This window comes from Streptomyces sp. NPDC001515 (assembly GCF_053597115.1).
Genome location: NZ_JBSFHN010000045.1, coordinates 1 through 15,175, shown reverse-complemented (window position 1 = coordinate 15,175; position 15,175 = coordinate 1). Strand labels below are relative to the sequence as shown.

The 15,175-nt window shown below is 72.5% G+C and carries 14 protein-coding genes and 1 pseudogene; 13 read left to right on the top strand and 2 right to left on the bottom strand.

Features of this window, described 5'->3' with window-relative positions:
• Positions 1 to 79: 79 nt before the first annotated feature.
• Complete coding sequence (locus tag ACWCXC_RS33410) at positions 80 to 1,087, top strand: recombinase family protein (protein ID WP_450891447.1); 1,008 nt, start codon at positions 80 to 82, stop codon at positions 1,085 to 1,087.
• 30 nt (positions 1,088 to 1,117) lie between these two features.
• Here ACWCXC_RS33410 and ACWCXC_RS33405 read toward each other — a convergent pair whose 3' ends face one another.
• Positions 1,118 to 1,939, bottom strand: a complete 822-nt coding sequence (locus tag ACWCXC_RS33405; protein ID WP_450891446.1) for a DUF4158 domain-containing protein — start codon at positions 1,937 to 1,939, stop codon at positions 1,118 to 1,120.
• A gap of 769 nt (positions 1,940 to 2,708) precedes the next feature.
• Between ACWCXC_RS33405 and ACWCXC_RS33400 the strand changes: the two genes are divergently transcribed.
• Together ACWCXC_RS33400 and ACWCXC_RS33395 are read left to right on the top strand one after the other, a co-directional pair.
• Positions 2,709 to 4,262: a DNA primase family protein gene (locus ACWCXC_RS33400; RefSeq protein ID WP_450684541.1), complete on the top strand. Its 1,554-nt coding sequence runs from the start codon at positions 2,709 to 2,711 to the stop codon at positions 4,260 to 4,262.
• A 148-nt stretch (positions 4,263 to 4,410) separates the two neighbouring features.
• Entirely contained in the window at positions 4,411 to 4,800 is a 390-nt protein-coding gene (locus ACWCXC_RS33395) for a DUF6009 family protein (protein WP_450684540.1), read from the top strand.
• A 7-nt stretch (positions 4,801 to 4,807) separates the two neighbouring features.
• On the opposite strand, the gene ACWCXC_RS33390 is transcribed toward ACWCXC_RS33395, so the two are convergent.
• Positions 4,808 to 5,761, bottom strand: coding sequence for a ScbA/BarX family gamma-butyrolactone biosynthesis protein (locus ACWCXC_RS33390; RefSeq protein ID WP_450684539.1), 954 nt, complete (start codon positions 5,759 to 5,761; stop codon positions 4,808 to 4,810).
• A gap of 303 nt (positions 5,762 to 6,064) precedes the next feature.
• On the opposite strand from ACWCXC_RS33390, the gene ACWCXC_RS33385 reads away from it, so the two are divergent.
• The 10 genes and pseudogenes from ACWCXC_RS33385 to ACWCXC_RS33340 form a co-directional block, all read left to right on the top strand.
• Positions 6,065 to 6,784 (top strand): HAD family phosphatase, encoded by a 720-nt coding sequence (locus ACWCXC_RS33385; RefSeq protein ID WP_450891445.1) that lies wholly within the window; start codon positions 6,065 to 6,067, stop codon positions 6,782 to 6,784.
• Positions 6,781 to 7,554, top strand: coding sequence for an SDR family NAD(P)-dependent oxidoreductase (locus ACWCXC_RS33380; RefSeq protein ID WP_450684537.1), 774 nt, complete (start codon positions 6,781 to 6,783; stop codon positions 7,552 to 7,554). The genes ACWCXC_RS33385 and ACWCXC_RS33380 overlap by 4 nt, the downstream gene beginning before the upstream one ends.
• Positions 7,555 to 7,666: 112 nt before the next feature.
• Positions 7,667 to 8,332, top strand: coding sequence for a ScbR family autoregulator-binding transcription factor (locus ACWCXC_RS33375; protein ID WP_450684536.1), 666 nt, complete (start codon positions 7,667 to 7,669; stop codon positions 8,330 to 8,332).
• A gap of 301 nt (positions 8,333 to 8,633) precedes the next feature.
• Positions 8,634 to 9,275 carry a ScbR family autoregulator-binding transcription factor gene (locus tag ACWCXC_RS33370; RefSeq protein ID WP_450684535.1) on the top strand — a complete coding sequence of 214 codons (642 nt, stop codon included), beginning with the start codon at positions 8,634 to 8,636 and terminating at the stop codon, positions 9,273 to 9,275.
• A 96-nt stretch (positions 9,276 to 9,371) separates the two neighbouring features.
• A complete protein-coding gene (locus ACWCXC_RS33365) occupies positions 9,372 to 10,334 on the top strand; it encodes an SRPBCC family protein (RefSeq protein ID WP_450684534.1) in 963 nt (320 codons plus the stop codon).
• Between the two features lie 44 nt (positions 10,335 to 10,378).
• Positions 10,379 to 11,818 carry a hypothetical protein gene (locus tag ACWCXC_RS33360; protein ID WP_450891444.1) on the top strand — a complete coding sequence of 480 codons (1,440 nt, stop codon included), beginning with the start codon at positions 10,379 to 10,381 and terminating at the stop codon, positions 11,816 to 11,818.
• A gap of 5 nt (positions 11,819 to 11,823) precedes the next feature.
• Positions 11,824 to 12,621, top strand: a complete 798-nt coding sequence (locus ACWCXC_RS33355) for a 4'-phosphopantetheinyl transferase family protein (RefSeq protein WP_450684532.1) — start codon at positions 11,824 to 11,826, stop codon at positions 12,619 to 12,621.
• On the top strand, positions 12,618 to 14,669 hold the full coding sequence (locus ACWCXC_RS33350; RefSeq protein ID WP_450684531.1) for a condensation domain-containing protein: 2,052 nt from the start codon (positions 12,618 to 12,620) through the stop codon (positions 14,667 to 14,669). The genes ACWCXC_RS33355 and ACWCXC_RS33350 overlap by 4 nt, the downstream gene beginning before the upstream one ends.
• 87 nt (positions 14,670 to 14,756) lie before the next feature.
• Positions 14,757 to 14,966, top strand: a complete 210-nt coding sequence (locus tag ACWCXC_RS33345; RefSeq protein WP_450684530.1) for an acyl-CoA carboxylase epsilon subunit — start codon at positions 14,757 to 14,759, stop codon at positions 14,964 to 14,966.
• A 34-nt stretch (positions 14,967 to 15,000) separates the two neighbouring features.
• A pseudogene (locus ACWCXC_RS33340) lies at positions 15,001 to 15,175 on the top strand (methylmalonyl-CoA carboxyltransferase); the annotation flags it as partial.

Below are 15,175 nucleotides of genomic sequence, written 5' to 3'. Positions count from 1 at the left end.
GCGTTTCCGCAGGTCGCCGTTCGCAAAAGTCCTCTCGAAACCCGCACGTTGTGCGAGGCACTTCTGAGAGACTTCCCGGATGGATCTCACGCCCGATCGGGCCGCATTGGCGGTAGAACGTCACACCTGCCCGAACTGTGAAGCACCCGCCGGCTCCGCCTGCCGCACCCGCGGCGGGAAGACCGCCGCGAAGTACCACACCCCCCGCTTCGTCCTCGTCCCCGCGCTCCGCGAGGAACTCGAAGTCCTCGTCCCCGCCGACCGCCACCCCGGCCGCGCGTGGAAGCAGGGCCCAGCGCTCACCGTCGTGCCCGCGCCCCGCACCGAGCGCCCAGTCCGCATCGGGTACGCCAGGACGTCGACCGCCCGGCAGGAGCTGGCGAGTCAGCTCGAAGCCCTCCACCGGGCGGAGTGCCACAAGGTCTTCCAGGAGCAGATCAGCACCCGGGTCAAGGTCCGGCCCGAGCTGGAGAAGGCGCTCGCGCTGGCCCACCAGTTCAAGGAGGCCGCCCCCGAGACGCCCGTCATCCTCACCGTCCACGAGCTCAAGCGCCTCGCGCGCAACGCGGCCGAGCTGATGACGTTGTCCGCCGAGCTCCAGGCCGGCGGCATTCAGCTCGAACTCCTCACCGGGCCGCTCACCGGGATCTACGACCCCAACGGCATGGGCGCGATGTTCTTCGCCGTCCTTGCCGTGGCCGGGCAGATCGAGCGCAACTACATCCGGGAGAAAACCCTCGAAGGCCAGGTCATCGCCGCGTCCAAGGGCAACCACGGCGGACGCCCCAAGGTCATCGACGACGACATGCTCACCTTCGCCGTCGCACTCAAGGACAAGGGAGTCCCCGTCCCCGAGATCGCGAAGAAGCTGACCATTAAGACCGGGAAAAACGCGGGCAAGTCCCCGTCGGTCGCCTCGCTCTACCGGGCGCTCGCGGAAGCCGAGGACGCCGCGGCCCACGACGGCCTGCCGCTGCGGCCCAAGCCCGTACGCATCCGCCGGCCCGAGGACCCGCTCACCCCCGAGGAGATCGACCTCCGCGAACGGCTCCAGGCCCAGCCCCACCCGAACGCCGAGCTGCGGTAGTCCCGCCCACGACCTGCCCCGATCCCGTGATCACCGGCTTAGCGTTAACCGCTGTACCGCTGTACCGCTGTACCGCTGTGCCCCAAGGCCGTACTCCTTCGCCGCCCGCGCCCGCCAGGCCGCCACCAGCTTCCCCGACACGTCCCCGAACAGCTCTGGCGGCAGTTGAAGCCCGCGCACCCGCTGGAGCTTGTTCACCTCCGCCAGCAGACTGTCCAGCCCCAGCGCACCCGGGTCGGCCTTCAGCTCGGTGAAGAACGTGCCCCCGCCGCCCGCGCTGTCCGCGTCCGTGTCGGCGTCCTCGGCGATCAGGTCGTCCAGCCGGGACCGGGTCGCCGCCGACAGCCGACCCATGGTGGCCGCGCAGAACCGTTCCTCGAAGGTGCTGACCGCCTTGCCCACCAGCCGGGCGATCTGTCCCGGGGCCGGCGGCTCCAGCCGGTCCTTGCGGCAGCGGGCCACCACCGCCTCCGCCAGCCGGTCCCGGTTCAGCTCCACCCCGCACAGCTCGACCGCCAGCCACTCCGCGAGCTGGCCCTGGTCCTCCTCCGTGCACTCACGGAAGCCGAACGCGCCCCGGATCTCCATCCGGTGCCGCTTGATCCCCCGCCCCGCCCAGTCGTACGCGGCCCACTCCCCTGCGGGCACCTTCACCTGCTGGGCGACGTACGACACCGCCGGCACCGGGATCTCTTCGGCGTCCTCCGGGAACCGGGCCTCCGCCTCGAAGAACTTCAGCAACAGCGCGAACCCCAACCGGTTAGCCCCCGACTTGTTCCGCAGCCGCTCCTGGTCCTCCTCCAGCAGCGTCCAGACCTCGATCAGGTCCTCCGGCTCCCACTCCTGCCGCACCCCGCGCTCCCTCCGGTCGTCATGACCGGACCAACCTTGCCGAGCACGGCCCTCGATGACCCCAGAAGATCAAAAATGCCGACTAGCACACCCCAGATCCGCTACAGAGAGCTACTTGTCACTCCGCCGTAGCTTCGGGAGAACAGGGCCCTCCAGGAGTGGTCCAGCGCGGCTCGACGATCAACCCGGCCCGGCTGCAGCTTCCCACGGGACCGAACGGGGCCGAGCGGGCCCGGGGCTCGGCGGGCCTGAACGTGGGCTTCAGTCCCGTACCGACGAAACCGCAGGTCAGAGCGGTTTCGCAGCCCTGCCACGGGACTGACGGGGCTCAAGCTCCTAGTTATCAGTAGTTCAAGAACAAGGGAACACGTGTGCGCGCGCGTACGACATCTGTTTCTCTGTGCTGGTGATAACTACGAGGTTGAGCCCCGTCAGACCCGTAGTTCTCCAGGCCAACGCTGTGACCTGCGCTTTTGCGCAACGGGACTGAACGGGCCCGAAGGGCTGGGGGCCCGCACGGGACTGAACCGGCCGCGGAGGGAGGCCCCTTGCCCGAGGGACACGGGACTGACGGGACTCAATTCTCCCGACACGTGAGTCTTCCCGTTCCGGAGGCTTCCGGTGGGCTACGCTCTGCTCGGTCAACTCAGAAGCTCAGTCCCTTCGGTCCCGTAGTCCCGTCGGCGCGGGCCTCGGACACGCGGGGGACCCGACTCGCAGCTGTCCTGTCCCTCGGCGCGCAGCGCCCGTTCTCCCGACGAGGATGCTCATGAGCGCAGAACCCGTGCGCTTCGACGCTGTGGCCGCGGCCCGCCAGATTCATCAGCAGAGCCTCGACCTCGCCCTGCACGAGCTGCCCAGCCTCCCGGCCCAGCACGGCGAGGCGGTCACCGCGCCGCCCCCGGCCCGCGCCGGCGGCCTGCTGCCGACCTCGCTCACCGACCGGGGCAACGCCAAGCTGTTCGCCCGCCTCTACCGGGACCGCTTCCGGTACGTCATCGGGATGGGCTGGCACTGCTGGGACACCTACCGCTGGAAGCTGACCGGCGGCGAGGAGGCCGCCGTGTGGGCCGCGGGGGAGATGGCCGAGCGGTACGCCGACCACGACCCGAGCGGGCGCTTCACGGACCGGCAACTGGCGGGCCACTGCAGGCACTCGGAGTCGACCGCCGGGGTCAAGGCGCTCCTCTTCCAGGCCCAGGCCGCACCGGACCTGCGTCTGGACCCCGACGTCCTGGACGGCGACATCTATGCCCTGTGCACCCCGACCGGCGTGGTGGACCTGCGCACCGGCGTACTGCGCAAACCCGACCCGCTCACCGACATGCACTCGCGCGCCACCACCGTCGCCCCGCTCAAGATGCCGGTGCCCCGCTGGGACAGCTTCCTGCGCGACACCTTCGGCGACGACGACCAGGGCCTGGAGACCACGCGCTTCCTGCACCTGCTGCTCGGCTACTCCATCACCGGGGACGTCGGCGCCCAGGTCCTGCCCTTCCTGTACGGCTCCGGGGCCAACGGCAAGTCGGTGCTCCTGGAGGTCATGACGCAGATCCTCGGCGACTACGCGAACGCCGCGCCGCCCGGCTTCCTCATGGAGAAGGGCAAGTTCACCGAGCACTCCACCGAACTGACCGAACTGCACGGGCGGCGCATCGTCGTGTGCAGCGAGCTCAAGCCCAACGACAGGTTCAACGAGGCGCGCGTCAAGCTGCTCACGGGCGGCGACACCATCACCGCCCGCCGGATGCGGCAGAACTTCTTCACCTTCACGCCCACGCACAAGCTGTGGCTGCTGGGCAACCACCGTCCCGAGGTCGGCACCGGGGGCCATGCCTTCTGGCGCCGGATGCGCATCATCCCCTTCGAGCGGCGGGTGCCCGACGAACGCAAGATCGACAACCTGGCGGCGGAACTCGTTGCCGACGAGGGCCCCGGCATCCTCCAGTGGCTCATCGAGGGCGCCCAGCGCTATCTCGCCACCCGGGACTCGCTGGCCGGGCCGGCCTCCGTGCGGGTAGCCACGGCCGCGTACGAGACGACCGAGGACCACGTCGGACGGTTCGTCACCGAGCGCTGCACCAAGGGCGAGGGGGACGGGCCCAACCCGGAGCTGCGCGTCGAGCAGAAGCTGCTGTACGAGACCTACAGCCGCTGGTGTCTGGACGAGGGGATCCGCGCCTCCACGCCGCGCGCCTTCGCCAGCCGCATCCGCCAGGAACTCGGCCTCGCCTCGCCCGCCGAGATGATCAAGAACAACGCGACCAAGCTCTATCCGGGCATCGCTCTGCTTGCGGAGGGCGTGGAGGGGGGCGCACGATGAAGGACTGCGCCCTGCCCGCCCCCGTAGGGCACCCGTACGATGGAGGCGGAAGTTCCGGACGGCTTCGTCCCACCTGTCCGGGAACCGGCTTCACGAACGACACACCACCAGGCCGACCCGCGGCCGCCCACACGCAGGAGGGCCGACGATGAGCGCACTGCCCCAAGAAGGCGATGTTGCCCAGGAGGTCGAGATCGTGTGGCTCGAGGACCCGATGGGCCTCGACTACGTCCGCCAGTCCCTGGACAAGGTCAACACCCGCAAGGGGCGGCCGCGGTACGAGCGGGACGGCCGCCTCATCGGCTACTCCAACCTCGCGCCGAAGGCGCCCCGCTCCATCGGCAGCGGGCTGTTCGCACGGCGCACCTTCTATCTGCTGCCGCACGACCGCCCCAACCGGCCCGACGACCCCGAGTGCCCCTACAAGGTGGGCTCCCCCCTCGAAGCCGTCGACCCGCGCACACTGGCGCCGGGTGCGGTCGGGGAGAAGACCAGCCGCTCGCAGGGCACTGCGGAGACCGTGCCGGCGCGTTCCTGACCCGGACTCACCAGTCCTGTACGGGACCCGTCATGGTCGAGGTGAAGACGGCCTCACCGTCCTGCCGCCCCACCACCCGGACGGTCATCAGATCGCAGTGCTCGGCCGAGAGCCGGTCCACCTCGATCCAGCACGGGCGGTCGAGTTCGGCGTAGCGGTGGAAGTACGTGGCGGCGCTGGACGGGGGCATCACGAGCGGCGCGGCGAGCGTGCAGGCGGCCTGGCGGGCGGCTTCGAGCAGCACCATCCCCGGCAGGTGGTCCCCGGCGTGGTCGAAGAGGATCGGGTGGTTCAGGTCCGGGGTGAGCAGCCAGCGCGTGGAATCGTCGGTCGGGGTGAGCGCCACATCGGCGGGGGAGTGGCGGCCCACGGAGGCCGGGGTCATCGGCGGGCGGTCCGGCGGGGCGAACGGCGCGGCGGAGTCGTCGCGCTGCGGGCGGCCGGCGCGCAGCCGGGCGTAGACGCGCGGGGTGATGGCGGAGAAGTGTCCCGCCGCATGGGCGAGGGTCGCCCCGTCCCGGCGTATCTCGAACTCCATGCGGAGCTGGCTGACTCTTCGTCCGCTGGTCGTCACCTCCGTACAGCGCGCCTCCATCTCGAAGTCGGTCGGGTGCGGGCCTATGCGTAGGTTCTCCAGGAACGTCGTGTAGGTGAGGTCCCACATCACGAAGTGGTGGCCGAGCGGTACGCCGAGTTCGGCGTGGGCCAGGAACATGCCGGCCTGCCGGAACGTCTCGGCGACCTGGAGCGGATCGTGGCTGCGGCCGTCCGGACTGTTGAAGAGCGTATGGGCCCGCGGCCACTGTCCGGTGAGCGTGAAGCGCAGATCTCCCTGAGCGGTGCAGCCGGTGAGGAACACCTCGGCCAAGGACGCGCGGTGCACGTACTCCTTGGGAACCGTGGTGGTGAGCCGAGGCATTTCGGGCAGTTCGGTACTTCCACCGGCGATGGACAGAGCCATGAGGACCCCCATCTTGAACGTGCGGTCAGCGACGACGACTATAAGATACGGACCTACCGGTTTTCTTCGCGTGAGCCCTAAAGTAAAATCTTTGCCAAGTGCGGCCTGGTTACTTGAGGGGAGCATTCCGGTTAGTGCCGTCCCGGACGGCCTTAAAAGCAGGGGAAACGCCGAGATAAGCGGACGTAACGGATATCCGTTGATCCTGGAGTGAGGAAAAGCGCCAGTAAAGAAACCCGGTGCGCGTGTTGTTTTTCGTAGTGAATCCGGGGCGACCGTCAGAACAGACAGGGAGATCACTAGATGAACGCACCCCTCTGCACGCTCCGTCTCGCCGCTGTCAACATCGACGGCGTTCTGCTCAACGACACCTTCAGTCCCGTTCTGCATCAGCTCGTGGTCGAGTGGGGCGGCACCTACACCGCCGATCTGGAGCGGCGGCTGCTCTCGCAGACGCAGGCCGTCGCGGCGCGTGCCGCGGCCGAGGCGACCGGGATACGGGCGACCGAGGAGGAGCTGGTCCGGGCCTACTTCGCCGCACGCGAGCGGTACGTGGAGCGCCACCCCGTCCAACTCCTCGACGGAGCGGTGTGGTTACTGGAACGCCTCCAGGGCATGGGCCTGGACCTCGTGTGCTACGGCGGCCTCGGCGTCAGCCACTTCGAACGCCATTTGGGGGAGCGGGCGTCCTGGTTCACCGCCCCCCGGTACATCTGTACCAATGACTTCCGTCCCGGCATCCGCGAGATCGTCGAGGGCGTCTTCGGCCTCCGCCGCGAACAGGTCCTCTTCATCGACGACGCGGCCTCCTTCGCCGCCCGTGCCCGGGAGTTGGACGTCCCCTTCATCGGGCACCCCAGCGCCTTCGAACACGGATTCCAGCCGGCCCTGATGCGCGAGACCGGCGCGCGGCACGTGGTCGGCTCCCTGCACGAGATCGACGAGGACCTGCTGCGACGACTCGACCACGAGGCGGCCGAGGGCACGGTGTGGCGGGGCTCCGCCGAGGCGGTGTGCGCATGAGCGGCACGGTGGCCCCCGTCCTGGAGGGGCGGGTCGCGCTCGTCCACGGCGCCAGCAGCGGCATCGGCGCCGCCGCCGCCCGGGTCTTCGCCCGGCACGGCGCCGCCGTCGTTCTGACCGCCCGCCGGGAGGACCGGCTCCGCGCCCTGGTCGAGCAGGTGCGCGCCACCGGCGCCGACGCCTCCTACGAGGTGCTGGACGTACGCGACGGGGAGGCCGTGCGCCGCGTCGTGGAGCGCACGGTGGAGCGGCACGGCCGCCTGGACGCGGCCTTCAACAACGCCGGTGTCGGCCTCCCCAGAACCCCCATGCACCTCATCGACGACGCGACGTACGAACACGTGGTGGGGACCAATGTCACCGGCGTGTGGAACTGCATGCGCCATGAACTCGCGGCCATGGTCGAGGGCAAGGGCGGTGCGATCGTCAACACCAGCAGTGTCGGCGGGCTGGTGGCCTCCTCGACCGGGGCGCCCTACATCGCCTCGAAGCACGCGGTGATCGGCCTGACCAAGGCGGCTGCCGTCGAGTACGCCCCCCACCACATACGGGTCAACGCGATCGCCCCGGGGCTGACCCGCTCCGAGATGATCGACGCCTGGTTCGCGCGCTCGCCGGAGGCGGAGGAACGGGCCCACCGGTCCGCCCCCCAGGGCCGCGCGGCCGATCCGGAGGAAGTGGCCGAGACGGCGGCCTGGCTCTGCAGCGATCTGGCGAGCTTCGTGACCGGGGCGACCGTGCCCGTGGACGGAGGCAGGACCGCCTGGTGAACCCGGACCGCGGCGCTGCTCCTGGTTCCGACCCTCCCAAGGAGCAGCGCACGCGGGCTGGTTGGGGGTAGAGTACGACCCGTTTGGTTTTGTTCGCCGTCGGAGGAGGGCCATGGCACAGCAAGAGCGTGCAATACGGACCCGGCGGGCTGTTATCGAGGGCGCCGCCGCGGTCTTCGCCGAGCGGGGTTACACCGCGGCGACGATGGCCGAGATCCTCCAGCGGGCCGGAGTGACCAAGGGCGCCCTCTACTTCCACTTCGATTCCAAGGAAGCGCTGGCGCGAGGCGTCATCGAGGCGCAGATCGATTCCGGGCAGTGGGCGCCGCGCGATTTACGGCTCCAGGAGTGGGTCGACGTGGGGATGACGCTGGCCCACCGCATACCCCGCGACGTCATTCTGCTCGCCGGTATCCGGCTCTCGGCCGATATGCACGGGCGGAAGTTGTTCGGAAGTGCCTGGCCGGCCTGGGCCGAACTGGGCACCAAACTCCTCACCGAGGCCAAGGAACAGGGCGAGGTGCTGCCGCACGTCGACCCCGAGCAGACCGCGCAGTGCTTCCTCGGCGCGTGGATCGGCACCCAGGTCGTCTCCGAGGCGGAGTCCGAATTCGCGGATCTCGACGAGCGCATCTCCGTGCTCTACAACCACATGCTTCCCGCCGTGGCCACGCCGGCGGCGCTGGTCAGACTGGACACCGCGCCCGACCGGGGCGCCCGGGTCCTCGCCGAGATCCAGGGCTCGGCCGAGAAGGAGTACGCGGTCTCCGAGGCGTGACGGCACGCCGCGCTTGAGAGCGCCTCGAATCCCGCTGCCGCCGACCGCGCCGTGATCCGGTGCGGTCGGCGGCGGTATCGGTGGCGGACGGTGGCCCGTCCGGCCGCCGTACCTGCGTGAATCCGCCCTTCCCCCCAGTTCAGGCGTTGATCGCGGTGGACGTGGGTCAGGAATCCGGTACCCCGTCATAAACCAACCAGACGTGCGGTTTGCTATTCTTTCGGGGTCAGGACACCGCTGTCCGCGGAAAACCGGAGTGGGGGACTCGGCGTGCCGCTCAGGGCGGATTGAGGAGGAACCCATGGTCAAGCAGGAGCGGGCCGCCCGCACACGTCGTGCGCTCATCATCGCGGCCGCGGAGGTCTTCGCCGAGGACGGATACGCCCTCGCCTCGCTCCCTGCGATCAGCAAGAAGGCCGGCGTGAGCACCGGGGCGCTCCACTTCCACTTCGCCAACAAGGACGCGCTGGCGGCGGCGGTCGAGGAGACGGCGGAGCTGGCCCTGCGGAGCCTGGTCGAGGAGTGCGGGGCATCGGCGACGACGCGGCTCCAGCGGCTGGCCTGCACCATCACCCGGCTGCTCGACGCCGTGGTCGCCGACCCGGTGACCCGGGCGGGCCTGCGGCTGGGCGGCGACCCCTCCCGCAAGACCGGCGGCGGCGCCCTCGCCTGGTGGTACGGATGGGTCGGTGAGCTGCTCGTCGGGGCCAGGGAGGCGGGCGAACTCCCCGAGCAGCACTCGGCGGAGGGCGCCGCCGCGGTGATCTCCGCGGCCCTGGCCGGGGTGGTGCTGCTCGACGGCGTCCGCGGGTCCGAGCAGGGGTCGTGCGCGGGCATGGTCCCGTTCCGGGAGTTCCTGCTCTCCTGGCTCTCCGTCTCCGTACCGCCGCAGCGGCCGGCACCGGGCCGGAGCAGACCCGGCCCGGTGGTCCCCTCGGGCTGACGGGGCATCGGGTCCTGTGGGCCTTGAGCCGTACTCCAGCACGACACCGCATCCTTGGTCCGCTGATCCGGGCCGTTGGAGAGGGGGCCAGCACGGATGTCGTCGCACCCAGGACAAGGGGCCGAGTACGCGATCCCGGTCGCGGCTCCCGTCGGCGTGGTCTACGGGCTGCTCGCCGACCCGCTCCGATGGCCCGTGCTCTTTCCGTCGTACGTCCATGCCGAACGCATCGACACCGACGGCTCCCGTGAACTGCTCCACCTGTGGGACATGACGAGCGACGGCCCGCGTGCCCTGCACGTACGCCGCCGGCTGTACCCGCACGAGCGGACCATCACGACCGAGCGGATCGACCCCGCCACCCAGCAGACCGTGGGGCGCGGCGTCTGGCGGGTGACGACCGACGGCAGCGGCGGCAGCGTCCTGAGCCTGCGGCGCGAACGGGTGGCCACCCCGTACCCCGCGCCCTGGACGCCCGGGGCGGACCAGCCGCCGGACACCGAGGTCAGGTCGCGGCTCGACGAGGTCAGGGCGGTCGCCGAACGCTGGGAGCGGCTGGACGAACTGCTGCTCGCCTTCTCCGACAGCGTGCGCACCACGGGCCCGCCCGAACTCGTCTACGACTTCCTCCAGCACATCGAGAACTGGCCCGAGCTGGTCCCGCACATCGACCGGGTCCAGGTCGGCACGGACGCCCCGGGCGTCCAGATCGTCGACATCGACAGCATGGCCTGGGACGGCGGCGACACCGTCACCTCGGGCGCCGTCCGGCTCGGCTTCCCGGCCGCCGGATACCTCGTCCACAAGGACGTGGTGGCGCCCCAGATCCTCGCGGGGCACACCGTCCGGTGGTCCCTGGTGCCGGACGGTTCGGGACTCACGGTGGTCTGTACGCACTCGGTGATGCTCAGGGAAGAGGCGCTGGCCTCGTTCCTCGGTGCCGGTGCCACCCTCACCGACGCGCGCCACGAGGTGCGTACGGGGCTGGGGCAGGCGGCCACCGAGATTCTCGGGCTGGCCAAGTGGCACGCGGAGAGCGCCCTGCGCCGCGTGGGGTGATCACAGCGACCGCACCGGCAGGACCGACGAGGAGGAGCACGCCGATGGGCAGGGTCTTGCGCTTGCAGCAGCCCGGAGCGAGGAACGTCGGCGGCGCCGTGTCCGCCGACGGCTCCTCCCGGCACGTCGACGCCCCCGGCGATCCGGGCCCGGTCCACCCCCGGACCCCGGCGGGCCGGGGCGCGCTCCTGGCGGACGAGCGGCCGGCCGGCTCCCACCTGCCGCCCTTCCACGTGGCCGCGCCGCCGCCGACCGCCGTAGTCCAGCGCGCCCGGCGGCTGGAAGGGCTGCTCGGGGACCCGCGCGACCGGAGCAACCCGTACGGCCACCACGCCCTCGCCCACGGGGCCGGGCGCAGGCCCTTCGACGGGCTCGGCGGGCTGGTCGAGGCAGAGATCCGGCCTGTCGCCAAGGGCGGCCACTTCGCCGGGGGAGAGGCGCTGGCCGCCGCCCTGCGGCCACTGCTGCGCCGCGATCCCGATCTGGGCCACGCCCTCGTCACCGCCGCCCTGGCCGCCGTCCCCGACTCCGAGGCCCCGCTGCCGGCCCGGACCGTGGAACTGGCCCGGCTGATCGGCCCCGCCGCGCTCGGCGCCGCCGCGGGAACCGCGCTGCGGGCCGCCGTGCGCGCCGTCGCCGAGGGGGAGCGCGGGACGCCGGGGCTGTCGCGCTGGCGTGCCTCCCTCGCCCGGAGCTTCGCCGACCTGCTGGCCTGCGAGAGTCTGACGGCGGTGGCGCTGCGTTCACTCAGCCGCCCCTCCGGAACGGGCGACGCGGTGGTGCGGGCGGCGGCGTGCTGTGTCGTGCCCGCGCTGGCCGCCGAGATCCTGGACGAGGCCGTGCTCACGCTCGGCGAATGCGGCCACGGGCGCGACAGCGCCGCCCTGCGCTGGTGCCTGCGGGCGGCGGAGGGGGCGGCCCGGGTGCGCGAGGCGAGCGGTACGGCCGAGAGCAGGGCTCAGTTGCTGCGCGCGCTGCCCTCGTCGGCCGGTCCCGGGGGCGGCCGCGCCGCCGTACGCCCGGCCGGGCCGTACACCGGAGCGGCGAGCGGCGACGCGGACGCCCGCGACCCGCTGGCCGGACTGCTCGGACTCCTCGACGCGGCCGCCGCGGACCGGGACGGAACCGGCCCCGAGGCCGGACGGGCCCGCGCCGCCGGACGGCTGCTGGCCGAACGGCGGCTGCTGACCGGACCGGAGGGCAAGGTGCCCGGGACGGGCGCGGCGGCGGCCGAGCGGTACGCCCAACTCCTCACCGCCTGCGTGGTGCTGGCGGTCCGCCGGGACACCGCCCGGTACGGCCGCGGCGGCTTCCTCGCCTCCGGGGGGTGGACCCCGCTGGCGCTGGCCCGCGCGGTCCAGCGCCTCGGGCTGCCCCCGGTCGGGCCCTTCGACGGGGCCCAGGCCGGGGTCGAGGCGGAGCTGGACCGGCGCGACCGGATGGGCGTCGACACCGACCTCCACGCCACCAGGGTCCTGTGGTGAGCGCCATGAGCACGGCGCCGCTGTACGTGGGCGGCCCGGACGGCCCGTGGGACACCGTGCAGGACCGTTTCAGCAGTGCGGGTCACGTGGTCGTCCACACCACCTGGGGGGTGTGGGCACCCTCCGCGCTGCTCGACCCCGATCTGCGCCAGACGCTGGGCCGGGACTGGCCCCGCTACCGGCAGTTCCCCGCGACCGGGCAGCGGCTCGGCTTCGCGGCCTCGCGCTACGTCATGAAGTACACGGTGGCCGAGGCCCTCGAAGTGCCCGTCGGGGCCATCGACTTCACCTTCCGGCCCGGTGGCCGGCCCGGGGTGCGGGGGTGGGACGAGCTCTCGCTGAGCCTCGCGCACACCGACGAACTCCTCGTCGTCGCGGTCAGCCGCACCGGACCGGTCGGCGTCGACATCGAACGCGCCGACCGCTCCATCCCCTTCGACCTGATGGGCGAGGAGATGTGCACACCCCGCGAGGTGCGGCGGCTGGCCCAGCTGCCCCCGGAGCGGCAGCGCGCCGAACTGCTGCGGCTCTGGACGCTGAAGGAGGCGTACACCAAGGCGCTCGGCTACGGCCTGCGCCACAGCTTCTCCCGGGTGGGCTTCGAGCCGGACGCCGAGGGGCGGGCCCGGCTGGCCGCGCCCGCCCCGGACCCCGACGCCTGGACCTTCGCCACCCACCGGGTCCAGGAGCGGTATCTGGTGAGCGAGGCCCACCGCGGCCCGCTGCCCGGCCGCGACGCGGGCCCGTCCCCGGCCGCCGACGGCCGGGGCGCGGGGGACGAGGGCGCGCGGGACCGGGAATGAGCGGCGGACGCCCGAGTCCGGGAGGCGTTCTCTGCGCGACGCACACCGCGTCCGCGAGCGCCTCCGACGGCTCCCATGTGATCGAGCTGCACGGCGCGCTGACGCCCGCCGATGCCGACCGGCTCGCCGCCCGGCTCGTCGAGCGCCACCATGCCTTCTCCGTCCTGGTCACCGGCCTCACCGACAGCCGGCACACCCTGACCCTGATCCCGCGCGAGCCCGACGTGGGCGGCGCGCCGCTGACGCCCGAACTCCTCGCCGACCTCCTGCTGCTGCCCGGCGGGGCGCGGACCGTGCCGCTGTCCGGCACCCAGCTCGACCGGGTCCGGGCCGCCGTCGGCGCGCCCGGCGATCCGGGACGCCAGGTGGAGCAGGTCGCCCTGCGCTGGACGGGCCAGCTCGACCCGCACCGCTTCGTGGCCGCCTGGCAGTCGGTCGCGGCCCGCGAAACGGTGCTGCGCAGCGCCTTCGACTGGGTGGCGGCCCCCCGGCTGGTGCTGCACGACCACGCCGACATCGAGGTTGCCCACCGCTCCCGTTCGGCGCTGCGCTCCTGGAACGACTTACTGGAAGACGACCGGGCGCGCGGTTTCGCGCTGCACCGCGCCGGGCTGCTGCGGCTCACCCTCTTCGAGGACGTCCCGGCCACGGCGGATGCCTCCGTGCCGTGCACCCGGGTCCTGCTGACGTACCACCGGGCCCTGCTGGACGAGCGGGCCGTCCACATCCTGCTGCGGGCCTTCTACCGCGCCTATCTGGCGGGCGGGGTCCTGCCCGGCGGGGAGCGGCGCCCCGATGTCCGCGACCACGCCCACTGGCTGGCCGCGCAGTCCCCGGACGCCGCGCGCGCCTACTGGGCCTGCGCCGCACCCCCGCCGGACGCCTGGTCGGGGCCTGGACGGCCGGGCGGCTCCACCCGGCAGAGCGGCGACGCCCGCGTACGGCGCCGGCTCAGCCCCACGCAGGCGCTGCGGCTGCGGGCCTGGGCGGCCGACCGGGGCGCCGGCGAGTCCAGCGCGCTCCACCTGGTCTGGGCGCTGCTGCTGCACCGGGCCGCGCGGGAGACGCCTGGCCGCCCGGCCGAAGTGACCTTCGGCGTACGGCTGTCGGCGCGGGACGTCGCGATGCCCGGCTCCGCCGACGTCCCCGGCCTGCTGGGCGGCCGGGTCCCCCTCACCGTGACGGTGGACCCGGCGGAACCCGTGGACGCGCTGCTGCTGCGGCTGCGGGACGCCGGACTCGACATGGCCAACTACCCCTGGGCCAGCGACGATCTGTTGAACCGGTGGGCCGGACGCGTGGTGCGGCCGGCGGACACCACCGTGGACTTCGACAGCAGACCGCCGATGGTCCCGGCCGTGCGCGCGGAGCTGGAGGCGCACGGCATCCGCGTCGACGTACCGAGGCTCGTCGGCGGCTCGGGCGGCCCGCTCACCCTGGTGGCGCGTCACGAACCCGACGGGAGCCTCGGCCTGACCTCCCTCTACGACCGCGCGGTGCTCCGCGACGACGACGCGGCCCTGCTGCTGTCGCAGTGCGTGCGGATGCTGCGCGCCCTGGCCGAGTTCCCCGGCGCGGACACCACCGTCGGGCAGCTCGTCGCGGTCCTCGACGGGGTGGACGTGCCGAGGGCGGCGGAGCCGCCGGCGGCGTCCGGGAGCGGGGCGGCGGGGGCCGGGGTGCCGGTCCTCACCACGCTGCGGCGCGGTGAACCCGGGGCGGACGTCATCTGCCTGGTCGCGCAGGAGGGCGTCGTGCCCGGCGCGCACCGCCGTTTCGCCCGGCTCCACGAGGGGCCCGAGTGCATCGTCGAACTCCGCTGCCAGGGACCCCCGTTCACCCTGCCGTCCGCCCTCGCGGAGAGGGTGAGCGGATCCGGGCTGCTCCTGTGCGGATGCGGACCGGCCGCGGTGACGGCGTACGAGATCGCGCGCACGGTCGCGTCCGGCCGGGACCCGGTCGTGGTCATGGTGGGCACGGGGAGCGCCGAGGCGAGCGCGGACGCGCTCGCCGCCGCGCTGCGGTCCGTGGTGACGGGCCGGGCGTAACCGGACCGTGCCGGTACGGCGCGCCCGGATACCGGCGGTGCGAGAGCGCCCCGCCGGGCACATCGGAACAGGTCTGAGGAGGCCGTCATGACGAATCCGGAGACCGGCGCGCAGGTGGCGGGCGATCTGCTGCGCGTGGAGCGCGGCCGGGCCGACGCCGAGGAGGTGGCGGCGCTGACCGTCCTGCTCCTCGGGCTGCGTCCCCGGGCCCGGCGGCGCGGCCCCGAGCGGCCCGAGCGGGACCGGCACCCGCTGCCGGAGCCGCGGGCGTACCGCGCGCCCGGCAGTTGGCGGTGACGGGATGTCGTACGCCCTCAGGGAAGGAACGGACATGACGGTGGCAGTGGACTCCGGCCGTACGGGAGCGGACACGGGACAGGGCGGCGGGCGGGTCGCCGAACTGCACGCGATCCGCGCGCAGGCCCTGAGCGGACCGAGCGAGAGGGCCACCGAGGCCCAGCACGCCAAGGGCAAGCTGACGGCGCGCGAGCGGATCGCGTTGCTGC